Origin of the sequence: Rhodopseudomonas sp. P2A-2r, from assembly GCF_026015985.1 — a bacterium.
GTDB lineage: Bacteria > Pseudomonadota > Alphaproteobacteria > Rhizobiales > Xanthobacteraceae > Tardiphaga.
On record NZ_CP110389.1, the window covers coordinates 3,458,680 to 3,482,909 of the forward strand.

13 protein-coding genes and 3 pseudogenes are annotated in these 24,230 nt (G+C 63.7%); 12 read left to right on the forward strand and 4 right to left on the reverse strand.

Features of this window, described 5'->3' with window-relative positions:
* Window positions 1–209 precede the first annotated feature (209 nt).
* The 7 genes and pseudogenes from ONR75_RS16720 (at window position 210) to ONR75_RS16750 (ending at window position 8,745) form a co-directional block, all read left to right on the forward strand.
* Window positions 210–1,843: pseudogene (locus tag ONR75_RS16720) on the forward strand (GMC family oxidoreductase).
* A 127-nt stretch (window positions 1,844–1,970) separates the two neighbouring features.
* Window positions 1,971–2,795 (forward strand): alpha/beta fold hydrolase, encoded by an 825-nt coding sequence (locus ONR75_RS16725; RefSeq protein ID WP_265078267.1) that lies wholly within the window; start codon window positions 1,971–1,973, stop codon window positions 2,793–2,795.
* 107 nt (window positions 2,796–2,902) lie between these two features.
* Window positions 2,903–4,012 carry an FAD-dependent monooxygenase gene (locus ONR75_RS16730; RefSeq protein WP_265078268.1) on the forward strand — a complete coding sequence of 370 codons (1,110 nt, stop codon included), beginning with the start codon at window positions 2,903–2,905 and terminating at the stop codon, window positions 4,010–4,012.
* Window positions 4,013–4,223: 211 nt separating this feature from the next.
* Entirely contained in the window at window positions 4,224–5,285 is a 1,062-nt protein-coding gene (locus ONR75_RS16735) for a helix-turn-helix domain-containing protein (RefSeq protein ID WP_265078269.1), read from the forward strand.
* 122 nt (window positions 5,286–5,407) lie between these two features.
* Window positions 5,408–6,609 (forward strand): annotated as a pseudogene (locus ONR75_RS16740) (pyridoxal phosphate-dependent aminotransferase).
* Window positions 6,610–6,734: 125 nt separating this feature from the next.
* Window positions 6,735–7,295: a biotin transporter BioY gene (locus tag ONR75_RS16745; RefSeq protein ID WP_265078271.1), complete on the forward strand. Its 561-nt coding sequence runs from the start codon at window positions 6,735–6,737 to the stop codon at window positions 7,293–7,295.
* 100 nt (window positions 7,296–7,395) lie between these two features.
* Window positions 7,396–8,745: a dicarboxylate/amino acid:cation symporter gene (locus tag ONR75_RS16750; protein WP_265083690.1), complete on the forward strand. Its 1,350-nt coding sequence runs from the start codon at window positions 7,396–7,398 to the stop codon at window positions 8,743–8,745.
* 287 nt (window positions 8,746–9,032) lie between these two features.
* Here the strand turns inward: ONR75_RS16750 and ONR75_RS16755 are convergent, their stop codons facing one another.
* On the reverse strand, window positions 9,033–12,218 hold the full coding sequence (locus ONR75_RS16755) for an Rne/Rng family ribonuclease (protein WP_265078272.1): 3,186 nt from the start codon (window positions 12,216–12,218) through the stop codon (window positions 9,033–9,035).
* Window positions 12,219–12,908: 690 nt separating this feature from the next.
* Here ONR75_RS16755 and ONR75_RS16760 point away from each other — a divergent pair.
* The 5 genes and pseudogenes from ONR75_RS16760 to ONR75_RS16780 all read left to right on the forward strand — a co-directional run bounded on the left by ONR75_RS16760 (window position 12,909) and on the right by ONR75_RS16780 (window position 19,570).
* Window positions 12,909–14,183 (forward strand): N-acetylmuramoyl-L-alanine amidase, encoded by a 1,275-nt coding sequence (locus ONR75_RS16760; protein ID WP_413776350.1) that lies wholly within the window; start codon window positions 12,909–12,911, stop codon window positions 14,181–14,183.
* Window positions 14,184–14,387: 204 nt separating this feature from the next.
* A pseudogene (locus tag ONR75_RS16765) lies at window positions 14,388–16,879 on the forward strand (penicillin-binding protein 1A).
* 86 nt (window positions 16,880–16,965) lie between these two features.
* A protein-coding gene (gene prfB / locus ONR75_RS16770; RefSeq protein WP_265078273.1) for a peptide chain release factor 2 occupies window positions 16,966–18,103 on the forward strand; the annotation gives its coding sequence in 2 pieces (ribosomal slippage) (window positions 16,966–17,034 and window positions 17,036–18,103; 1,137 coding nt in all).
* A 2-nt stretch (window positions 18,104–18,105) separates the two neighbouring features.
* Window positions 18,106–18,990 (forward strand): NAD(P)-dependent oxidoreductase, encoded by an 885-nt coding sequence (locus tag ONR75_RS16775; RefSeq protein WP_265078274.1) that lies wholly within the window; start codon window positions 18,106–18,108, stop codon window positions 18,988–18,990.
* Window positions 18,991–19,153: 163 nt separating this feature from the next.
* The gene (locus ONR75_RS16780) at window positions 19,154–19,570 is read left to right on the forward strand and encodes a collagen-like protein (protein ID WP_265078275.1); all 417 of its coding nucleotides are present in this window, start codon (window positions 19,154–19,156) and stop codon (window positions 19,568–19,570) included.
* 12 nt (window positions 19,571–19,582) lie between these two features.
* Here ONR75_RS16780 and ONR75_RS16785 read toward each other — a convergent pair whose 3' ends face one another.
* The 3 genes from ONR75_RS16785 to ONR75_RS16795 form a co-directional block, all read right to left on the reverse strand.
* Entirely contained in the window at window positions 19,583–21,658 is a 2,076-nt protein-coding gene (locus tag ONR75_RS16785; protein ID WP_265078276.1) for a carbamoyltransferase C-terminal domain-containing protein, read from the reverse strand.
* A gap of 144 nt (window positions 21,659–21,802) precedes the next feature.
* A complete protein-coding gene (locus ONR75_RS16790; RefSeq protein ID WP_265078277.1) occupies window positions 21,803–23,158 on the reverse strand; it encodes a M23 family metallopeptidase in 1,356 nt (451 codons plus the stop codon).
* 102 nt (window positions 23,159–23,260) lie between these two features.
* Window positions 23,261–24,055 carry a peroxiredoxin gene (locus ONR75_RS16795; protein WP_265083692.1) on the reverse strand — a complete coding sequence of 265 codons (795 nt, stop codon included), beginning with the start codon at window positions 24,053–24,055 and terminating at the stop codon, window positions 23,261–23,263.
* Window positions 24,056–24,230: the final 175 nt, after the last annotated feature.

Here is a 24,230-nt window from a genome sequence, read left to right on the forward strand (position 1 = left end):
CATCGATCATCCGCACCGATGCGTGCGCGGTTACAAAATGCTTTTTCGGATCAAGGCTTTGATCGCAGTTGCGGAAGGCGAGGGTTTAAAACGCCCCAATTTTTGGAAATGATAGAAATGATAAAACTGTTGAATATGAAATACTCTTAGATTATTCAGCGCCTCCTTCATTCGCATTCATGACGGAGGTCAATCTGATGAATTCCACAATGCAGGCCTTGGCAGACGGCAAGGCCGACGAACCTAATGCGAATATCCCGGCCAAGGATAACCGCACCCACTTCGACTTCATCGTGTGCGGGGCAGGTTCCAGCGGCTCGGTCGTGGCGGCGAGACTTGCCGAGGACGGCAATGCGCGCGTCCTGCTTCTCGAGGCCGGAGGAGACGACAACTCCGAGTCGGTTTCGGAGCCGTCGCAGTGGCCTAGCAATCTCGGCAGTGAGCGGGATTGGGGTTTTGTCGGTGAGCCTGCACCCGGGCTCGATGGCCGACGGCTTCCCCTCAGCATGGGCAAAGGACTTGGCGGAGGCTCGAGCATCAACGTGATGGTGTGGGCGCGCGGCCATAAGGAAGACTGGGACCACTTCGCTGCCGAAGCCGGCGATGACGCGTGGGACTACGCCTCCGTGCTTGGTTACTACCGCCGCATCGAAGACTGGCGCGGATCCCCGGACAGCTTGCGCAGGGGCGTCGGCGGCCCGGTCTATGTGGCTCAGCCAGATGCGCCTCAGCCGATCGCGCAGGCCTTGGTCGATGCGGCGGGCCTCATCGGCATTCCGGTCTTCGACAATCCCAACGGCGAGATGATGGAAAGCGCCGGCGGCGCATCGATTGCGGAACTGCGGATTCGCGGTGGCAAGCGGGAATCGGTGTTCCGCTCCTATGTTCACCCGATGATGACGAGACCGAACCTCACCGTTTTGACCGACGCTCTCGTCACGCGGCTGCTGTTCGAGGGCAAGAAGGTCGTCGGCGTCGAAGCCTCGGTCCACGGCGAGCGTCGTCAGTTTCGTGCACGATGCGAAACGGTGCTGTCGCTGGGAGCCGTCCATACGCCTAAGGTTCTCATGCAGTCGGGTATCGGTCCGCAGGATGAATTGCATGCCCACGGCATCCCCGTCGTCCAGGATCTTCCAGGTGTCGGCCGCAACCATCAGGATCACCTCGCGTTCGGCTGCACCTGGGCTTACCGCAAACCCGAAGACGTCGGCGGAAGCGGCTGCGAAGCGAAGCTGTATTGGAAGAGCGATTCCCGCCTTCGCCAACCGGATATCCTTCAGTGCCAGCTCGAGTTCCCGGTGCCGTCGCCGGCGGAGGCGGGCGTCGCGACGCCCGAACATGGCTGGACGATGTTCGCCGGGCTTGCGCAACCAAAAGCCGCGGTCGCCTGCGCCTGTCCGGACCAAATCCTCTCGATCCGGTCCTCATCGAGCCAAACTCCTTGAGCGAGCCCGAGGATATGGCTGCCGGGCTTGCGGCCGTGAAATTGTGCCGCGAGATCGGAAACAGCGCGGCGTTCACTCCGCTGGTTCGCTGCGAAACTGCTCCGGGAAAAGGCTACCGATCGAGAATGGTCGACTTTTTGCGCAGGTCCGCAGTCACCTATTGGCACCAGTCCTGCACGGCGAAGATGGGACGCGATCGCATGTCGGTCGTTGATCACCAACTCAGGGTGTACGGCATAGAGGGGCTCCGCATCGCTGACGCCTCGATCATGCCGCGCATCACCACCGGAAACACGATGGCGCCGTGCGTGGTGATCGGAGAACAGGCTGCGGACATGATTGGCGCGCGGCACGGACTGTCCCAGCCGCAAGGCGTCGGCCGCCTTCAGCAAGTTTGATTCAACCAGGCCGCTCTCGAAGCGGCGCGGGTCGTGGCGCGCATCCCGCATACGCCACGACCTTCCTTATCAACACGCAGCCCTCGTTCCACCTCTCGTGAGGATCAGGGAGCCATCGGGAATCGATATGCAAGTCACAACACAACACAAAATTCAGACGTCTCATGGCCGGATTGCGGTGGAGACGAGAGGCGAAGGCTTCCCCGTCGTGTTCATCCACGGAAATTCGGCGTGCCGGGAAGTTTTCCGGAAGCAGATCTCGTCACCACTGCTTGATGGATACCATTTGATCAGCTTTGACCTTCCGGGCCATGGCGCATCGGACGACGCGCCGGATAGCGATCGGACTTACTCTCGTCCTGGTTTGGCTGATCTGGTGGTGGAGCTGCTCGGAAAAATGGACATCAAGCGCGCCGCGATCGTCGGCGCTTCGCTGGGTGGGCATATAGCGATCGAGATGCTCGCCCGCTCCGGCATTTCTCAAGGACAGTTCCTGATAGGGACGCCAGCCGTAGGAGAAAATTTTGCGGAAGGGTTCCGCGGAAAGCCGTTGAACGGCCTGGCTTCGAGAGGCGAGCTCACTTCGGAGGAGGCGCAGCAATTCGCCAGGGCTGTCTTTGGAAACGACTTTGAGCCGTTCATGCAAATTGCGATCGAACGAACCGACCGGCAGTTTAGAAGCAAGCTCTTTGCTGCTGCAAAACAAGGGGCGGGCGTCAATCAACGCGAAATGCTGAATTTGACAAACACGTCGACGGCGATCGTGAACGGCGAGAATGATCAGATCATCAACCTCGATTACGTCGACAGCGTTCCTTACGCGAACCTTTGGCGAGGGAAGTGTTTTCGCATTTCGAAAGCGACACATTCCGCTTTTTGGGAGGTTCCGCATGTTGTCAATCTTCTGCTTTCGGATTTTCTGAAAGAGCTGACGGGCAGGCGGAAGACCTAACTCGGTCAGCATCCACGCAAAGAAAATGCCAGTGAAGCGACGCGCGCGAAGCCCATCGAAGGCGTCGCGGCGCGGGGCTTGATTCATCGGAAAATCGGACACATCAAATGCGAATACTTATTGTGGGAGCCGGAATAGCTGGGTTGGCGATGCACCGAGCCTTGTCGCAACGTGGCTTCCAATCCAGCATCGTCGAGCGGAATAGCTTTGCCGGCGTCGGCGGGACAGCGCTCTTTCTTCCCGGCAACGGGGTGAGAGCAATCGGGGAGTTGGGGTTGCTTGAGCCGCTCCTGAAGATCTCGCATCCGATCGCGTATCAGCGGTTCTTCGACGAGACCGGCCGTCTCTTGAATGAGATCAACGCGGATGAATTCTGGGCGCAGGTCGCACCATGCCGAACCATGAAGCGCTCTGCGCTTTGGGAGTTGCTGAGCGAGGGAGTGGGCGACGGTGTCATCCAGTATCGCCGCATCCTCGACATTGCGCAAAACAAGTACACCAGTCGCGTCACTTTTCAGGATGGTGGCATGGAGGAATACGATTTGATTATCGGCGCTGACGGGGTCAATTCGACTGTGCGAGAGTCGGTGTTCCCCGAGGCGCCGTCTCCTGAATATGCAGGAAATGTCTGTTGGCGCTTCATTGTACCGAACGTCAGCGGGATCAGGGACTGGACCGTAATGCTGGGGACCAGGATGAGCCTGCTCGGCAAACCGGTATCATCTTCGGAGTTGTACGTTTACGCCGATCTATCTGCCGACGGCGCGCATCGCACGGTCTACTCGTCATCGACGCCGCTGAAGCCATTGTTCCAGGATATCGCGGGTCCGCTCTATTCCAGCCTGGAGTTGTCAACGCAAACGAAGGTCCACTTCGGGGAGTTGGTTCGCCTGCGGCTGGATAGCTGGTGCCGAAATCGCGTAGCGCTTGTCGGCGACGCAGCGCATGCATCGCCGCCCAGCATGGCTCAGGGTGCCAGCATGGCGGTGGAAGACGCGATCGTTCTCGCCAATGAACTCGCGGACACTCTATGCGTCGATACTGCGCTCATGCGCTATGAAGCGCGTCGGAAAAGACGTGTCGACTGGGTCCACCGTCAATGTTCTTCGCGTGACACGATGCGCCGGTTTCCCCGTCGACTACGGAATGCGCTCTTGCGCTTCGGTGGAGCAAAACTTTACCAGCGGTCATATGGTCTCCTGAAGGGTCCGATCTGATCATTGGTCCACGGGACGGGGAGGGAGTGCGGACGGCCACGATATTCCGTCGATCGCCAGCCCCCGTCCGATTTGCCACTCGACGCCGGCCCGGGCGGGCTTGATCTCAACGGAAGGTTGCGACTGAGTGTCAGAAGCGGTTGGCAGAATTCACATTTCTTGCGAATTTTCGTTTTCTAACTATGTTCGATCCACAGCAGTGGATGATGACGTGAAAGATGTCCTGACGACCGCCGAGGCCGCCCAGATGCTGGGCATTTCGACCCGTACGGCTCAGCTATGGGTGGAAACCGGGCAGCTGTCGTCTTGGAAAACGCCGGGCGGACACAGGCGAATACCGCGCCAGGCGGTGCTCAATGTGAAGGACCGTCCGGTCCAGCAGCATTTTGGCGTACGCGCCCACGCGATCATATTTGCGGCGGAAGGGCGCGGGGCCGGGTGGCGTCATGCCGGGCTTCGCGGATTGGGCCTGCTCCTTCATATCTCGGAAGACGTGCAGACTGTTCGCGAGTGGCTGGCGCTGACCCCGCCGATGCTGATCGTGATTGAAGGCGCCGACGTAGCTGAGCGTAAAAGGCTTGTGGCCGCGCTGTACAACGACGTTCGTCTCAGCCAGACGACGATCGTCAGTCTGACCGCCACGCAGTCCGATCAACCTGTCCTGCTGGGACCGCAGCGTGTCCAGATTGGAATGTCGCCCGATGTCTCCGCAACGAGCGCAGCCGTCGTCGAGCACCTGATGCAGACCGGGCGCGACGAGGTTGAGCCCTCCACATTCCCCAAGCCCTGGAACGAACGCGCGCGGTTGGCCGCAGTGAGGCAATCCGGGCTGGTCGGATCGGCTCCCGATCCGGGCTTCGACAGGCTCGTCCGGCTGGCCGCATACGCCCTTCGGGCGCCTATTGCGATGTTTACGCTCATCACCGAGGACGAACAGTGGTTCAAGTCGCGGACCGGTTTCGAGGGCGCCACCACACCTCGGGATTGGGCATTCTGCAACGAGACGCTGATCGCCAATGAGCTTACTGTGATTGAAGATCTTTCGAAGTCTGCGAGCTTTTCACAGAGTCCGACGATAGCTCAGCCTTATGGCTTTCGCTTTTACGCCGGCGCTCCCGTTCGCGACCCGCTCGGGTTTGCTCTGGGTTCGACATGCGTCATCGACGTGGTGCCCAGGACGCTAAGCGAGAATGAGCGCGAAGCGCTTACCACGATTGCAGACGCCGCATCCAACCTGATCAGGCTGCGGGCGCTGGAACAGGAAATCGCCTAGTTGGATTCGAGTTCTCCGCGGCACGCGTGATGCCGGTGCGGCGCGCGGGCTGGACCGCGGCTTCGAAATCCGCCACATCTTCTGAAGCCGCAGCCGCCAATTCCGCAAAGAATGCCCCATGCTTGAAACCACTCACCGCCAGCGAGATCCAGGCCCTGCTGACGCCGTCCGCACGCAGCGACGTTCCCCCTTCATGGTGATGGACGTGATGGCCGCAGCCGCGCGCATCGAGGCTGCCGGCGGTCACGTGATTCACATGGAAGTCGGCCAGCCCGCCGCTGCCGCGCCAAAAGTGGCGATCGCCGCCGCGCAGGCGGCGCTGCAGGGCGGCCGGATTGATTACACCTCGGCGCTCGGCATGCCCTCGCTGCGCGCGCGAATTGCCCGGCATTACCGCGATGCCTATGGCTGCGATGTCGACCCGGCGCGCATCATGGTCACCACCGGGTCGTCAGGCGGCTTCATCCTGGCCTTCCTGGCGATGTTCGAGCCCGGCGACCGCGTCGCGGTGACCGTGCCCGGCTATCCGCCGTACCGCCACATCCTGAAGGCGCTGGGCTGCGAGCCGGTGCTGATCGAGACCCATGCCGACACCCGCCACGCGCTGACCGGGGAGGCGCTGCTCGCGGCGCACCGCAAGACGCCGCTCAAGGGCGTGCTGGTGGCCAGTCCGGCCAATCCAACGGGCACCATGATGTCCCGCGAGGCGCTCACCGGCCTGATGGCCGCCGCCGACAGCGCCGGCATCCGCTTCATCTCCGACGAAATCTATCACGGTCTCGATTACGCCTTCCCGGCGGTGACGGCCGCCGAACTGTCGCCAGATGCCCTGGTGATCAACTCGTTCTCGAAATATTTCTGCATGACCGGCTGGCGGGTCGGCTGGATGGTGGTGCCCGAGCCGCTGGTGCGGCCGATGGAACGGCTGCAGCAGAACCTGTCGATTTCGGTGCCAACCCTGTCGCAGATCGCCGCCGAGGCGGCGTTCGAGGGCCGCGCCGAGATGGAACTGGTCAAGCACGGCTACCAGGAGAACCGCCGCATTTTGATCGCAGGTTTGCCGCAAGCCGGTCTCAACGATTTCCTGCCCGCCGACGGCGCCTTTTATCTCTATGCCGATGTGTCGAAATTCACGGCCGACAGTTTCGATTTCGCCAGGCAGATGCTGGAGCAGGCCCATGTCGCCGCGACTCCCGGCAGCGACTTCGATCCGATCCATGGCCGCTCCTACGTGCGCTTCTCCTATGCGCAGTCGAGCGACGACATGCACGAGGCGGTGGCGCGGATCAGCAAGTGGCTCAGGCAGGGCGGTCCGCGCGGCTGACCCGCGCGAGGCCGGGTTGCCGCGCGGCCGAGTTAGACACGATAGCGGGCGCCATCACGCTCGCCTGGCAGGAGCAAAGCCTTTGTCGATCGTCCCGTCCCGCACCGCATCAACCGATTGCCGCCGTGCTGTGGCCGAGCCGCGCCGATGGCGCCGCGGGCATTTTTCGCGCCGTCGTTCTGGCGGCGCTCGGCACGGCGCTGCTGGCGATTTCGGCAAAGATCAACCTGCCGCTGCCGTTCGTGCCGATGACGCTGCAGACGCTGGTGGTGCTGATGATCGGCGCCGCCTATGGCTGGCGGCTCGGCACGGCCACCGTGATCGCCTATCTCGCCGAGGGAGCCATGGGCCTGCCGGTGTTCGCGGGGCCGGTCGGCGGCCTCGCGCCGCTGCTCGGGCCGACCGCGGGCTATCTGTTCGGCTTCATCGTCGCAGCCTTCGTGACTGGCTGGCTCAGCGAGCGCGGCGGGGATCGTTCGGTGCCGCGGCTGTTCGTGGCCATGGGGATCGGCCATATCGCGATTCTGGCGATGGGGTTCGGCTGGCTGGCGTTCGGCATGCATCTCGGCGTCGAGAAGGCATGGCTGGTCGGTCTGCTGCCGTTCGTGGCGGCGGCGCTGGTCAAGAACGCGCTCGGCGCGGCGTTGGTGCCCGCGGTTCGCCGCCTGGTGGACAGCCGTAGGTAACTGCCGACCACACGCGGATTTCCGGTGATATCCATCTAATGCACCTCCGGCGGATTGCCGGAGGTGCGGCATTGTGTGCTATTGACCCGCAGTTCTAAAGATTGACGGGAGTAAATGTCATGGCGGCGATCGCGACGACGGGGGCCCAGCCTCCGCGGCCAAACCTTGGTACAAGGTGCTCTATCTCCAGGTGCTGATCGCCATCGTGCTCGGCGTGATCGTCGGCTCGTTCTTTCCGGCCTTCGCCACCAACGACTGGATCAAGGCACTCGGCGACGGCTTCATCAAGCTGATCAAAATGGTGATCGCGCCGATCATCTTCTGCACCGTGGTGTCGGGCATCGCGCACATCCAGGATGCCCGCAAGGTCGGCCGCGTCGGCGTCAAGGCGCTTGTCTACTTCGAGATCGTGTCGTCCTTTGCGCTGATCCTCGGCATGATCATGGGCAACGTGTTCCAGGTCGGCCACGGCCTGGTCACCAAGGTCGATGCCAACAACGCGGCCGTCGCCGGCTACGTCAAGCAGGCGGAAGCGCAGAAGTCGGTCGACTTCGTGCTCAACATCATTCCGGACAGCGTGGTCGGCGCCTTCGCCAAGGGCGACATACTGCAGGTGCTGCTGTTCGCGATCCTGTTCGGCTTCGCGCTAATGGCGCTGGGCGAGCGCGGCCACACCCTGCGTGACACGATCGATGACGTCTCGCATGCGATCTTCGGAGTCATCGCCATCGTCATGAAAGCGGCACCGATCGGCGCGTTCGGCGCGATGGCCTACACGATCGGAAAATTCGGCCCGGCGGCGCTGACCAATCTGATCAGCCTGATCGCGCTGTTCTACGGCACCGCGGCGCTGTTCGTTATCGTTGTGCTCGGGCTGATCGCGCGGGTGGTCGGCTTCAGCATCTTCAAGTTCATCGCTTACATCAAGGATGAGCTGCTGATCGTGCTCGGGACCAGCTCGTCGGAAAGCGCCTTGCCGCAGCTGATGGCCAAGCTGGAGCGGCTCGGCTGTTCGAAGTCGGTGGTCGGCCTTGTGGTTCCTACCGGCTATTCGTTCAACCTCGACGGCACCAACATCTACATGACGCTGGCGACATTGTTCATCGCCCAGGCTCTGGGCGTGGACCTGACGTTCGGCCAGCAGATCACTATTTTGTTGGTGGCGATGCTGACCTCGAAGGGCGCCAGCGGCGTCACCGGCGCCGGTTTCATAACGCTGGCCGCGACCCTGAGCGTGGTGGATCCGCGGCTGGTACCGGGCATGGCGATCGTGTTCTCGATCGACAAGTTCATGAGCGAGGTCCGCGCCCTCACCAACATCACCGGCAACGGCGTCGCCGCGGTGTTTGTATCGTGGTGGGAAGGCGAGCTCGACCACGACGTGATGCACGCCAACCTCAACAAGACGATCGATCCGTCGGATGTCGAGGTTGCCGTCACCACCGGCTGATCTCAGATTGCTTCGGACAAAAGCCGCCCGGATCACCGGGCGGCTTTTTGCTGTCGGTGTCGCAGGCAGTGCGGAACCCGTCATCCCGGGGCGTGAGCGGCGTTGGCCGCGAGCGAACCTTAGCCACTCCAATTGGAGTAACGGGGGATCTGGAGATGTTCAGAAAATCCCGAGGTTCCGGGTCTGCGTTAGCCGGCTTCGCGTCTGCCGCATCCCGAAACGACACTATGGGCCACAAAAAAGCCGCCCGGTTTGCCGGGCGGCTTTTTACTGTTCAGGGAGTGAGCTTACTCGCCGTTGCCGAAGGCGCGTGACCACCAGCCTGCCTTGCGCGGCTGTGGGCTGGGCGCCGCTTCGGGGGCGGCGGGCGCGGAAGCAGCAGCCGGCGCCGGGGCGAGCTGCGGCGCAGCCGCGACCGGGGTCGGGGCAGACTGCGGTTCGGCCGAAGCGAAGCTGACCTTCTCGCGCACCGTGGAACGGCGACGTGCGGCGGCCTTCTCATCGTCCTGCGAGACCGGTTCCGGCGCAGTCACGACAGGCGCAGCGGGCGCCGGCTCCGCGACAGGCGCAACTGGCGCCGGCTCGGGAGCAGACGGAGCGAACATCGGAACGGCGTCGTGACGGCTCTGTTGCTGCTCGACAGGTGACGTCACGCTATCCGCCGGGGCTTCCAATGGCTGCTGGGGCGGTGTGACGCCGTCGAAATCGGCGACAGCCTCGATTGCTTCCGACGCCGGGATCGGGCCGAGTTCATCGGAAATCGAGCCGACCAGACCCTCTTCCGGTCCGCCACGCCGACGCCGTCCACCGCGGCGACCGCGGCGGCGCGGGCGCCGTTCACCGTCAACGGGCGCATCGGCACGGGCTTCGCCGGGCTGTTCATCCGACTCGTCTTCGTCGCCTTCGCTGTCGTCGCCCACGGCTTCGAGGCCGTCAGCGTTGGTTGATGCGGCGGGAAATTCGCCGCCTTCGCGCGGTGCCGGTCCGCCTTCGCGGGCCTCGCCCGAGCGACCGCGCCGGCGCCGGCGCCGCTTGCGCTTACGCCCATCGGCATCGGTTTCGCCAGCAACGCTCTCGGAGGCGCCCTCGTCGTCGGTCAGACCTTCGGTTTCCTCGGTCTCGATTTCTGCTTCGGTCTCGAAGGATTCTTCATCCTCATAAGGCTCTTCGACCTGTACCGGGAACGCGGCGACCTGCGCCGCAAGCACCGCCTTGGCGGCCTCCAGCGTGTGCACCTGTTCGCCGCGATCGATCACGAAGGACTGCTGACCGGCGACGGTCGGGTCGGCGATGACAGCGAGCGTGACCTTGAAGCTGCTTTCCAGATCCCGCAGATGGGCACGCTTGTGGTTGAGCACATACAGCGCGACGTCGGTGCGGGTGCGTACGATCAGGTTATGCGTCGCGCCCTTCATCAGGATCTCTTCCAGACCGCGCAGCAATTGCAGCGCGACCGAGGACACCGAGCGAACGTGGCCGGAGCCGCCGCAATGCGGGCAGACCTCTGTGGAACTCTCCAGCACGCTGGCGCGGATGCGCTGGCGCGACATTTCGAGCAGGCCGAAATGCGAGATGCGTCCGACCTGGATGCGGGCGCGATCCTGCCGCAGGCAGTCGCTGAGCTTGCGCTCGACCGCGCGGTTGTTGCGCTTCTCGTCCATGTCGATGAAGTCGATGACGATCAGCCCGGCGAGATCGCGCAGGCGGAGCTGACGGGCAACTTCCTCGGCGGCTTCAAGGTTGGTCTTGAGCGCGGTATCCTCGATGTGGTGCTCCTTGGTGGAGCGTCCCGAGTTGACGTCGATGGAGACCAGCGCTTCGGTCTGGTTGAGAACGATGTAGCCGCCGGACTTCAACTGCACGGTAGGTGAGAACATCGCGTCGAGCTGGCTCTCGACACCCATCCGCGAAAACAGCGGCTGACCGTCGCGATACTGCTTCACCGCGCGGACGTTGCTCGGCATCAGCATGTGCATGAAGTCGCGGGCCTCCTGATAGCCGGCTTCGCCGGCGACCTGGATCTCGTCGATTTCCTTGTTGTAGAGGTCGCGCAGCGAGCGCTTGATCAGCGAGCCTTCCTCGTAGACGAGGGTGGGGGCCTGCGACTTCAGCGTCATGTCGCGCACGGTTTCCCACATGCGGATCAGGTATTCGAAGTCGCGCTTGATTTCCGGCTTGGTGCGCGAAGCGCCTGCGGTGCGCAGGATGATCCCCATGCCTTCCGGCACGTCGAGATCTGAGACCACTTCCTTGAGGCGGGAGCGATCCTGCGCCGAGGTGATCTTGCGGCTGATGCCGCCGCCGCGTGCGGTGTTGGGCATCAGCACGGCGTAACGGCCGGCCAGCGACAGATAGGTGGTCAGCGCCGCGCCCTTGTTGCCGCGTTCTTCCTTGACAACCTGGACCAGCATCACCTGGCGACGCTTGATGACTTCCTGGATCTTGTACTGGCGGCGCGGACGGAATGCGCGTTCCGGCACTTCTTCCATAACGTCGTCGCCGCCGACGGATTCGACGATATCCTCTTCGGCTTCCTCGCCGTCCTCTTCGTCGTCATCGTGATCGTCGGCTTCCGAAGCAGCCGCGTGCTCTCCGGCGTGATCGTCGTGATGGGGGACGTCTTCGGCATAAGCAGCGTTCTCGGCCGCATGCGCGTCGCTGTGATGCTCGTCATGGCCGTGATCGTCATGCGCATGGTCGTGCGCGTGATCGTCGTGAGCGACAGCAACCACCGGCTGCGGTTCGGCAACGGCGTCCGGCGCGATGCCGGCCGATACCGGCTGGTCCGGATGAATCTCGGAGGAGGGCGTCTCGACGGCCGACGCCTCGGAGACAGCAGCCTCCGGCGCGACCTGCGCGTGAGCCTCATGGTCATGGTCGCCAACGGCGTGGCCCAGGGCCTGCTCGCCTTCGACATGGTCGTGCGCGTGGCTGTGCTCATGGTCGTCATGATCATGATGCTCGCCGTCGGCGACGTGATGGCCGGCGTCGTGGGCATGGTCATGTTCGCCGTCATGCGACACGAATGCGGGATCGCGCGGCTGTTCGGCCTGCGACGGATCCAGGCTGGCACCGGCGACGACGTCGCTCTGCACACGATCGCTGCTGCCGCGACGGCGCGAATTGCGGTGCCGCGGGCGCTTGCGGTTGGAGCGGTTCTCAGTCTCTTCCTCGGCTTCGCGATGGGCGCGTTCGTCGGCCTCGATCAGCGCCTGACGGTCGGCGACCGGGATCTGGTAATAGTCGGGGTGGATTTCGCTGAAGGCCAGGAAGCCATGGCGATTGCCGCCGTATTCGATGAAGGCGGCCTGCAGGGACGGTTCGACCCGGGTGACCTTGGCGAGATAGATGTTGCCGCGAAGCTGCTTGCGCTGGGCGGTTTCGAAATCAAACTCTTCGACGCGATTGCCGCGAACCACGACAACCCGGGTCTCTTCCGGGTGGGTAGCATCGATCAACATTTTGTTTGGCATTTGGGGACTCTTGACGGCGGAGGGCGCGCGTGGCGGCAAGCGCGGAGCGCGCAGCCGGGTGACGCAACGGTCCACCTGATTCGGGGGTGAAAGGAAGGCCGAAACGCAACCCGGGGCGCCGTACCGAACGCGAACCCAGTGCAGGGCGACGCGCGAGGCGATTGGCTCGCATCGGCGCATTCCTCACTTGGGTCTCGGTCGGCAACACAGTCTGGCGCATCAAGCGTCGGCCCGTCTGAACAGGGGGCGGCAAAGGCGCCGCCTTTTGGCGCTGACGGTACCGGCGCGGCGCCAAGGCGCTCGCCGGCTATCGCATATTCCGCCCGAAAGGCCGGAATAACCGGTTATGAAGTGTCTAAAGCCGCCCCTGAGCAATAAGTGACCTGGGAACGGACGCCGCTCGGGCTAGAACCGCCACTCCTGATCAGCCGCGCGCTGCGCTGGCCGTGGAGCGGATCGGGAGGACGCATGGACCTCAATCGAGGACCAAACGCTGCACCGGGAGGCTGGACGCGACATAACCGGGAGTCTAAGTCGTCAGCCACTCATACATACGAGGATCGCCTGCCGCATGCAAGAGAAGCGTCACAAGCCTGCAACAGTCAGGCTTATTCGGCGGGCTGGGCTTAAGCTTCAATTAACCGTGCCGTCCTATTGCGGTAAGGAGGGCTGCTCGGAGGCAGGGATTCGTTGGCGAGCCTAACAAACCACATCCAATTGTTCAGCGCGGTGCTGGTGAGCGCCGCTGTACTCTTTGGTGGGTATTCAAATACCGCCCGCGCAGCGGAGGAAACCACGGCCGCCATCGGCCCGGTGTTTCCGGTTGCCTCTGACGTCCGGATTGCCGGCGACGACAAGCAGACCCGTTTTATCCTCGATCTCGACAAGAAAATCCCGATTCGGGCGTTTGCGCTGGCCGATCCCTATCGCGTGGTGGTCGACCTGCCGCAAGTGACCTTCCGCCTCGATTCAGGCGCCGGAACTGCCGCCCGTGGGCTCATCAAGGCGTTCCGCTACGGCCTCGTGATGCCTGGCGGATCACGCATTGTGTTCGACCTCAACGGTCCCGCGAAGATCAAGAGCGCCTATGCGCTCGATCCGGCCAACGGCCAGCCGGCCCGGCTGGTGGTCGAACTCGAATCGGTGGACCGCGCGACATTCGATCAGGCGTTGGCGGCAGACGGCCGCTCGGAATTGCGGCCGGCGATCGAGACGACCGCGGTAGTCACGCGCGCTGCGGCGCCCAACTCTGCGCCGGATACGCGGCCGGTGGTGGTGATCGATCCCGGTCATGGCGGCATCGACAACGGCACCCAGGCCGGAACGGAAACCGAGAAGAGCCTGGTGCTCAGCTTCGGGCTTGCGCTGCGCGATCGCATCGAAAAGGCCGGCAAGTATCGGGTCGTGATGACCCGCACCGACGACACCTTCATCCCGCTCAACGACCGGGTGAAGATCGGACGCAACCAGTCTGCGGCGCTGTTCGTCTCGATCCATGCCGACGCATTGCCGCGCGGGGAGGGCGATGCCCAGGGCGCCACGATCTATACCCTGTCCGATCGCGCATCCGACGCCGAGGCTGAACGGCTCGCGGACTCCGAGAACAAGGCCGACGCCATCGGCGGCGTCAACCTGACCGAAGAGCCGACCGACGTCGCTGACATCCTGATCGATCTGGCCCAGCGTGAGACGCGAACCTTCTCCAACCATCTTGCCCGCCTTCTGGTTGGCGAGATGAAGAATACCGCGCGGATGCACAAGCACCCGCTGAAGTCGGCCGGTTTCCGCGTCCTCAAGGCGCCCGATGTGCCGTCGGTGCTGATCGAGCTGGGCTATGTCTCGAACAAGGCCGACCTGCAGCAGCTGGTGTCGGAAAGCTGGCGTTCCAAGACGGTGGGGGCGATAGCGCAGGCGATCGACGCCTTCTTTGCCCGCCGGGTCGTCTCGGCCGTGCCGGCAAACTGAAATAGGGAAGCCTTTCAAGGGTGAAAGCCCTAGTTTGGCCACAGCGGCAGCTTTATAGAAAACGATGTCGGCCGTCAGAATCGGTCCAGCGCGGCGGGCGCCGTGCCTGTTGCGCGGTCTGGCGGAATATGGCTGCCGACCTCACGCCTAAGACAGTCGCCGTATGATACAATGCGGCCCAGAGATTAAAACGGATCTTCGATAATGCGTCTGCTGGTGCGGTTTTGGGTTTCTTGTTCGCCGCCGGAACGGTCTTGTTCCTGGTGGGCGTGGCCGCCGCCGCCGGCATGATCTGGCATTACTCGAAGGACCTGCCGGATTATTCCCAGCTTCAGGATTACGAGCCACCGGTGATGACCCGGGTGCACGCCGCCGACGGCGCGCTGCTGGGCGAGTACTCCAAGGAGCGGCGGCTCTATCTGCCGATCCAGGCGGTGCCGAAGCTGGTCATCAACGCCTTCCTTGCCGCCGAGGACAAGAATTTCTATGAGCACGGCGGCATCGATTACACCGGCATGGCCCGCGCGGCGGTGCTGTATGCGCAGAACTTCGGCTCCAACCGCCGCCCGCAGGGCGCCTCCACCATCACCCAGCAGGTCGCGAAAAACTTCCTGCTGACCAACGAGGTCTCCTTCACCCGCAAGATCAAGGAAGCCCTGCTGGCGATGCGCATCGAGCGCACCTATTCCAAGGACAAGATCCTCGAACTGTACCTCAACGAGATCTATCTCGGCCTCGGCGCTTACGGCATCGCTGCGGCGTCGCTGGTCTACTTCGACAAGTCGGTCAACGAGCTGACGGTTTCGGAAGCGGCCTATCTGGCGGCGCTGCCCAAGGCGCCGTCGTCCCTGCATCCTATCAAGAACCGCGACCGTGCCATCGAACGCCGCAACTACGTGATCGACCGGCTGCTGGAGAACGGCTGGATCAAGCAGGCCGATGCCGAGAAGGCGCGCAAGGATGTGCTGACCGTCACCAGCCGCACCAATGCCGCGCACATCTTCGCCGGCGAGTATTTCGCCGAGGAAGTCCGCCGCGACATCTTCGAGCGTTACGGCGAAAAGAAACTCTATGAAGGTGGCCTCTCGGTCCGGACGACGCTGGACCCGAAGCTTCAGGTGATGGCGCGCAAGACCATGACCAACGGTCTCATCGCTTACGACGAGGCCCATGGCTGGCGCGGCGCTTCCAACAAGCTCGATATCAGCGGCGACTGGGGCGTGAAGCTCGCCGAGGTCAAGTCGCTGAACGATATTGCGCCATGGAAGCTGGCGGTCGTGCTGGACGTCAGCGATCAGTCGGCGCGGATCGGGTTTCAGCCCGGGCGCGAGCTCGGCGGCGCCGTGCTCAAGGACCGCCAGACCGGCAACCTGACGCTGGAAGGTGTCCGGTGGGCCAGGCCGGCGGCGGGACCGATGAGGGGCAAGACGCCCACCGCGGTGTCGCAGGTGCTGAACCCCGGCGACATCATCTACGTCGATCCGTTGCTGACCAAGGAAGGCACGCCCGTAGAAGGCCAGTATCGCTTGCGGCAGTATCCGGAAGTGTCCGGCGCCATGGTGGCGATGGATCCGTGGACCGGTCGCGTGCTGGCCATGGTCGGCGGCTTCTCGTTCGACCAGAGCCAGTTCAACCGTGCCACGCAGGCCTATCGGCAGCCCGGCTCCTCGTTCAAGCCGCTGGTCTATTCAGCGGCTATGGATAATGGCTACACGCCGTCGACCGTGGTGGTCGATGCGCCGCTCGAGATCGATCAGGGGCAGGGCGCCGGCGTCTGGCGTCCGGACAACTATTCGAGCGGCAAGTATCTCGGCCCGACCACATTGCGCAACGCGCTGATGCGCTCGCTCAACACGGTGACCGTGCGGCTGGCGCAGGACATCGGCATGCCGCTGATCGGCGAATACGCCAAGCGGTTTGGCGTTTATGACGAATTGCCGAACTACCTGTCCTATGCGCTGGGTGCCGGTGAAACCACCGTGATGCGGATGGTGACGGCCTATTCGATGTTCGCCAATGGCGGCAAGCGGGTGAAGTCGACGCTGATCGACCGCATCCAGGATCGTTACGGCCACACCATCTTCAAGCACGACGCTCGCGAATGCCGCGGCTGTGACGCCCCTGACGGCTGGAAGAACCAGCCTGAGCCGCAACTGGTCGACCGGCGCGAGCAGGTGCTGGATGCCATGACTGCCTACCAGATCACGTCGATGATGGAAGGTGTTGTGCAGGGCGGAACCGCGACTGTGATGCGGGATGTCGGCAAGCCGATCGCCGGCAAGACCGGAACCACCAACGACGCCAAGGATGCTTGGTTCATCGGCTTTTCTCCGGATGTCGTGATCGGTCTTTATGTCGGTTACGACAAGCCGCGCAGCCTCGGCGCCAAGGCGACCGGCGGCGGCCTTGCAGCGCCGATCGCGCGCGACTTCATGAAGCTGGCGCTGGCCGACAAGCCGGCGGTGCCGTTCCGCGTGCCGGCCGGAATCAAGCTGATCCGCGTCGATGCCAAGACCGGTATGCGCGCCGGTCCGGGCGATACGGGGCGCACGATCCTCGAGGCCTTCAAGCCGGGTACCGCGCCGCCTGACAATTACTCGGTGATCGGCGTTGCCGATGCCGACGGCCGCTCGTTGCAGGTTTCGCCCGATGCCGACCGTACCATCCTGCGCTCGGGCACGGGCGGGCTGTATTGATCCGAAGGCGATTGCGCTTTCGAGCGCCCGCCGCTACACCCCGGACATCGTACGAAGCGCGGCGTTTGCCGCAGACGTGAGACAAGATGCGCCCAGAATTCGAACGCCTCGTTGAAGAGATCAAGCAGTCAGTCGGGCTGCTGAGGAGGCATCTTTGACGTCGATGCATCCACGGCACGCCTCGAAGAGCTGAACAAGCTCGCTGAAGATCCCAACCTCTGGAACGATCCCCAGAAAGCCCAGAAGCTGATGCAGGAGCGGACCTCGTTGGAGGATTCGCTCACCGGCATCGGCCGCGTCATGCGCGAGCTCGATGACAACGTCGAGATGATCGAACTCGGCGAGGCCGAGGGCGATGAAGGCGTCGTGACCGAGGCCGAGAACGCGCTGAGGGCCCTGAAGAAGGAAGTCGCGCGACGCGAGCTGGAAGCGCTGCTCGGCGGCGAGGCTGATCGCTTCGACTCCTATCTCGAAGTCCACGCCGGAGCCGGCGGCACCGAGAGCCAGGACTGGGCCAATATCCTGCTGCGCATGTACACGCGCTGGGCCGAGAAGCACGGCTTCAAGGTCGAATATCTCGAAGAGACAGCGGGCGAAGAAGCCGGTATCAAATCCGCGACCATCCAGATCTCCGGCCACAATGCCTATGGCTGGCTGAAGACCGAGGCCGGCGTTCATCGGCTGGTGCGCATCTCGCCGTTCGATTCCAATGCGCGGCGGCACACTTCGTTCTCGTCGGTGGCGATCTTCCCGGTGGTCGACAACACCATCAAGATCGACATCAACGAATCCGATGTCCGCGTCGATACGATGCGGTCGGGCGGGGCCGGCGGCCAGCACGTCAACAAGACCGAATCCGCGGTGCGCCTCACCCATATTCCGTCGGGCGTTGCCGTGGTCTGTCAGGCCGGCCGCTCCCAGCACAAGAACAAGGCTCAGGCCTGGGACATGCTGCGCGCGCGGCTCTACGAGATCGAGCTGAAGAAGCGCGAGGCGCAGGCCGCCGCCGATCAGGCCGCCAAGACCGAGATCGGCTGGGGCCACCAGATCCGCTCGTACGTGCTGCAGCCCTATCAGATGGTGAAGGACCTGCGTACCGGCGTGCAGACTTCGGACACGTCCGGCGTGCTGGACGGCGATCTCGATGAGTTCATGGCCGCGACACTGGCCCAGCGCGCCTTCGGCACGTCGCCGGGGGCCGGCGCCATCGACGACGTGGACTAGTCGTGGCGCGCGTTGCGTTCGTTGGTCTCGGTCGCATGGGCCATGGCATGGCCGGCCGCTATCTCGACGCCGGCTTCCATGTTGCCATCTGGAATCGCAGCGAAGCCAAGGCAGGCGATCTGATTGCCCGCGGTGCGCGCTGGGCCTCTTCGCCTGCGGATGCGGCCGAGGGGGCCGACGCCATCGTCACCATGGTGGCCGACGATCAGGCGTCACAGACGGTTTGGCTCGGCAGCGATGGCGCAGCGCGCACTGCAAGACCGGGTGCGCTGGCGATCGAGTGCTCCACCGTGTCCTATCAGCATGCGCTCGATCTCAGCCGCGATTTGCGCACCCGCGGGTTGGTCTACGTCGACAGCCCGGTCACCGGCCTGCCGGATGCCGCCGCCAGCGGAGCGCTGACCTTGCTGGTCGGTGCGGACCTCTCCGATCTGGCATTGGCGCGGCCATATCTGACGCCGATCGGCTCGACGATCCGGCATTTCGGTCCAGTCGGCGCGGGGACCGTCTACAAGCTGATCAATAACCTGATGGGTGCCATCCAGATCGCTGGCCTGGCCGAAGGCCTCGCCATTGCCGAGCAGGCCGGGCTCGACATGACACTGGTGCTGGACTGCATTGCCCAGGGCGTCACGGCGAGCCCGCAGGTCTTGCGTCACGCGCCGCGTATGGTGGCGCGCAATTTTTCCGACGCGACCTTTACCGCGGCGCTTCGCCACAAGGATGCGGCCTACGCGGTTGCGCTGGCCGAGGCGCTGCTGCCGGATGCGCCGATGGGGCGTGCTGCGGTGCAAGCCTATGACAAGGCCAAGGCTTTTGCGCCGGATGAAGACGAAGGCAAGATGATTGAGCTCGTATCGCGCCGCAAAAGCGAGACGTCGAAATAGCGCAGCGACAGTGTGACGGCGTTGCGACAGCAATACCTTGTTTCGCCGCCTTTTCTTCCACCTCATCGCCGGTATGATGGACAGGCCGGAACCCGCAGCGGGCCGCTGGCTTGTACTGGCGTCGCATGGTGCGACGACAAGATTCAATCATCACGGGGGCGTCATGAGAGTTTTTCCAATACTCGCCATCGGTCTTTCGCTGTTGCTGGTTGGCTGCGGGCGCGATCCCGGACCTGCCGGTCCCAAGGGCGACGCGGGTGCGCAGGGCCCAGCCGGTCCGCAGGGCGCGCAAGGTCTGCAGGGCATTCCGGGCGTGCAGGGCCAGGCCGGCGCGCAGGGCCCGCAAGGTGCCCAAGGCATGCCCGGTGAGAAGGGCGAGAAGGGCGAGAAGGGTGAGAAGGGTGAGAAGGGTGACAAAGGCGAGAAGGGCGACACTGCGCTTCGCGTCGTTCAGGCCGATGGGGCTGTCGGATGCGAAAGCAACGAGACGCTGGCATCCGTCTATTGCCCGGCCGGCGGCGCGCCTGATGGCATGAAGTGTGCGACATCGCCCACCGTCGGACTTTGCCTGAAGAAGTGAGCCAAGGGCGCGCTAGGGGCGCGCGCGCTTCCACTCTTCGAGCCAGGACGTAAACCGTCCACTGTCGCGTTCGCCGCCATGCCAGGCGGCGAACGCCGTTCCGTCGTCGGCGACTAATATCACCACGTCCAGTCCCTTAGAGCGGCGTAATGTGTCCACCGCTTGTGCCGGCGTCTGCGCGATCGGACCGGCGACATTGAACGAGGTGTTGACCGAGAGCTCCACGCCGATGTGGCGGCCCAGCGCTTTCAGATAAGCGTGGGTGAGGGGATCGTCTTCTTCGCAAACGATCTGGATGCGGCCGGTTCCGTCGGCATGGATTACTGCGGGGATCGTTTTCCGAGCGTGGGCCTTCGCATGGGCCGTCAGCACCATGTAGTTATATGCGTTGTAGTTGGCGTCAGACGCGCCGTCCTGCAGTTCGAAATATTCCAGCGCTGCTTCCAGCGTCGCCATCGGCGCCAGCGGGCGGATCGCCTCGCGGTATTTGACGCGTTCGTTCAGGCGTTCGCGGGTCAGCGGATCGCAGGGATTGGCGAGGATCGAGCGATGGCCGAGCGCGCGCGGACCGGTTTCCGCCGCGCCCTGATACAATGCAATGATGCCGCTCTGCGCCACCATGAAAGCCATCAGGTCGGCGACATCGCGAAGTCCGTCCGGCGTGGAGATGTCGCCCACCGGCATTGAAGCGATGTCGTCGGCTTCCAGGGCGGCCGTGACGTCGTTGTGTGCCGGTGCCGCGCCGCAATAGAAGGCGTGGCTCATGGGGGCGCCGCGCGGCGCGCCAAGCAGATGGGCGAACATCCAGGCCGCGCCGACCGTGACGCCGGGATCGCCCGGTGTCGGCGGCACCCACAGATGCAACGTGGCGTCGCGTTTCTGCGCTTTTGCGAACCAGGCTGCGTTGAAATGTTCGAGCAGGCGCATGTTGCCAAGTGCGTTCAAGGCGACGCCGCCGGTCAGCACCAGACGACGCGCGCCGGTCGCGCGCAGCAGGTGATCGACGACATGGATCATGGCGTCCTCGAACACCAGTTGCGTTGCCGCTGCCTTGTCGAGCCGGTCCTGGGTATCCGGGCGGTGCTGGATGTCCTCGACTCGCAGCACGGCGTCGGGATTCCACAACTGATCCGGTCGCAGCGGCTCGCCGAGGATGTCGATCAGCGGCTGCTTGTAGGGATGGTCGAACGGGTCGCAGTACCAGTTGCCCATGGCGCGGTTGAGCCGGATCGCGCCGTCGGCGCCGAAGTCGAGCACCGCCTTCAGGCGGGCATAGTACGGATTGGTCGCGCGATCCATGTCGCCCCAGGCGGCGGCGCCCATGTAGCGGCCTTCGCTGGACAGCCAGGTCCAGCCGCCCTGGGTGGAAGAGATCACGCTGTAGAAGGCGCCGAGTGAATCGAACACGCTGTCATTGCAGAACAGCTTTTGCATCGTGCCGCGCTGCGCGACGTAGGTCGAGACGGAGCCGAGGTCTCCGGTGCCGTCGAGGACGGCAATCGCCACCGGCTCGTCGTCGGGGAAGGGCGATGCCGCAAATGAAAACCACGCATGATTGTCGTGATGGGGCATCATCAGCAGCGGCACGCGCGATGCGAGGCCGAATTGCTTGCGCAGCAGCTTGGGCGACCGTGTCATCTGCTCAAGGCGTCGCGCATCGAAGCTGACGGAATTTCTGGTGCGCAGCAGTTTGAGGCTTTCCGGAAATTCCTCGACAACGCTGCGCACCAGGGTGCCGAGCAGGTCGGGATAATCCCAGCTCGTCAACCACGCATCGATGTCCGCGATGTCGCGGCCCATCTCCTGCAGGGTGCCACGCAACGCGTCCAGTGCGGCGCGCGGATATTGGGTCGTGTGCTTGTCGCCGGAGAACCGCTCTTCCTCGTTGTTGACGATTAGACGCGGGCCGTGGGCCTGCGTCACTTCGACGAGGGCCACGCCTGAATTATGCGTGCCTGGGAGCCCGAGACCGGCTAGATAGACCGTTTCGCCGCGCGCCAGCTTGGCGCGGATTGCCGAGATGCGGCGCGCGGTAAAACTGGAATCGTTGGCGTGAAACCCGGCCAGCGTCATCAGCCATGTGGTCACGCGCCTGGACGCGCGGAAGCAAAACCGACCGAGGCGGGGAAAACGGGGACCGATGCGTCGTGGAAGTTTCAAGGCGGCCTCTCGGAATGCTGGGGCCGCTTCAATCACAATCGGGGCGGGGCAACAATGGCCATGCGCCGGCGGCTAGCCGGTGCCGAGCCGCACGCCGGCGCGCAGGAATTTCTGCGGATCGACTGCCTCGCCGTCGATGCGGGTCTCGTAATGCAGATGCGAGCCGGTGGAACGGCCGGTCGATCCGACGAGGCCTATCACCTGGCCAATCTTGATGGTGTCGCCAACCTTGACATGGATTTCGGACATGTGGCCGTAGCGGGTCGCGAGGCCGTTGCCGTGGTCGATCTCGACCATCTTGCCGTAACCGCCGGCATAGGCGGCGGAGGTTACGCGGCCGTTGGCCGTAGCCCGGATCGGGTCGCCCGTGGCGGCGCGAAAATCGAGGCCGGTATGCATCGCCGGGCGGCCGAGGAAAGGATCGCTGCGGATGCCGAATCCGGAGGTGAATTCGACTTCGCCGACCACCGGCTTGCGATAGGGCACCAGGGCCAGCGTGCGGTTCAGCTTCTCGACCTGGGCGCGGGTCGTGGCGACCCGGTAGATCTGGCGCTCGAACGGACCGGCATCGGCTGCCAGCTTCACCGGCACATACGGGCCGCCCATGGCGACTCGGGGCACGGCGGCTTCCAGTTGCGCCATGTTGAGGCCGAGATCCGAGATGGCGCCGCGCATGCGGCGGACCTTGGAATCCATGGTCTCTTCGACGGCGCTGAGCGCAGCCAGCTGACGCGCCTCCACCTGATCGAGCGAGGCCTGCATCCGTACGATGACATTGTCGATGCCCTGGATCTTGGCGAACTTGTTGGGCTGCGGGCTGGCGATCGCCGGGGTGCGGGATTCCAGCCGGGCCTCGCGATCCGGAGGCGCCACGAAGGTCACGGTGTCACTGATCGGGGAGGGTTTTGGCACGCCGGATGGACTGCTCTCGCTGATGCCGCGCGCCTGCGGCTTGATCGAGCCGGTGACCAGTACATCGGGAATAGCGCCCAGCGCCGTAGCGCGGGATTCCAGCGTGGTCTGGCGCTTCATCACCTGATCGAGCTTCTGGTCGAACTGCTCCTGGTCCAGCAACTGTCGGCTGGTGGTGCGATCGACCTTCGCGCGCAGTTCCGCGATGCGGTCTTCGTAGGCGTATTGCATCTCGGCCTGACGGGCGATCAGCCGGGTCAGGACGTCGTCGCGAAATGCAAAATAGGTCGCCGTCGCTGCCGACCAGGCACCCAGCACGATCACCGTGCCGACGACAATCCAGAACAGCACCGGTCCGATCCGGACCTGCTTGCCCGCATGGGCGATGGTATATCCGTCCTGTGGAGCCGGCATGGTGGCCGCCTTGGCAGGCGCCGGCCGACGGGCGGGCTGTCGTCCGTGGTCATGGGCGCGGTGCTGCGGATACTCGGCATATTGACTGGAACGGTTCGACATCAGCACTCCCGCGCCAGCCGGACAGACAGTCCGGTGGCTCAATTACGGGGGCGATTTGAACCGCTCATGGTTAATTTTTGGAGAATGAGAACGTTCAAAAGCTCAGATCTGGCGGGCCGCCTCGAGCACCTCCTCGGCATGGCCGTCGACCTTCACATTGCGCCAGATCCGCGCCACCTTGCCGTCCTTGCCGATCAGCACCGTGGTGCGAAATACGCCCTGGAAGCTCTTGCCGTACATGGATTTTTCGCCCCATGCGCCATAGGATTCGAGCATCGCGTGGGTTTCGTCGGACAACAGCGGAACTGTCAGGTCGTGCTTGTCGCGGAAGGATTCCTGAGCCTTCAACGGGTCGGCCGATACGCCAAGGATGGCGGTCTGGACGGCACTGAACTCAGGGGTCAGCCGGGTGAAGTCGATGGCCTCCCGCGTACATCCCGGCGTACTCGCGCGCGGGTAAAAGAAGATCACCAGCTTCCTGCCGGTATAGTCGCTCAGCGCCACGCTCGCCCCACCGTCGCGCGGCAGGGTGAAGGCCGGAGCAAGCGCGCCTTCGATGGCGACAGCCGGAGCTGTGGCGGCCGGCGCCCGACCGGGAGCTTGGGCGGGCTTGGGCGCGGGTGCGCGTTTGGGCGCAACCTTGGCTGCCGTAGCCTTGGTTGCCGCAGTCTTGGAACGCGCAGGGGTTGGAGCGGATTTCGCCGCCGGCGCCTTTGATTTTTTCGCGGCACCTTTCGGCGCGGCCTTTGCTGCAGGCTTGGCTGCTTTCTTCATGGTCTTTTTTGCCGCAGCCTTGCTGGCAGCGGGCGCAGCCTTCCGGGTGACGGCTTTCGCTCCGGCGCGGGGCGCCTTGCCAGTCGGGGCTTTGGAGGAATTCTTGCGCGATTTCGTGGACATACGCCTTCCTTTCGTCGCTTTCAGCGGGTCATTGTTGAATGATATTGAGAGACGCGCCAAGCGTTCGGAGCAAGCCGACGCTGCGGTGCAAATCTGTTGCTCCCGGAGTATGGTTACAAAGGATTCGACGCAACACCCGTTCCGTGTGCTGAACATGCGGCAGCGATCCGACGAC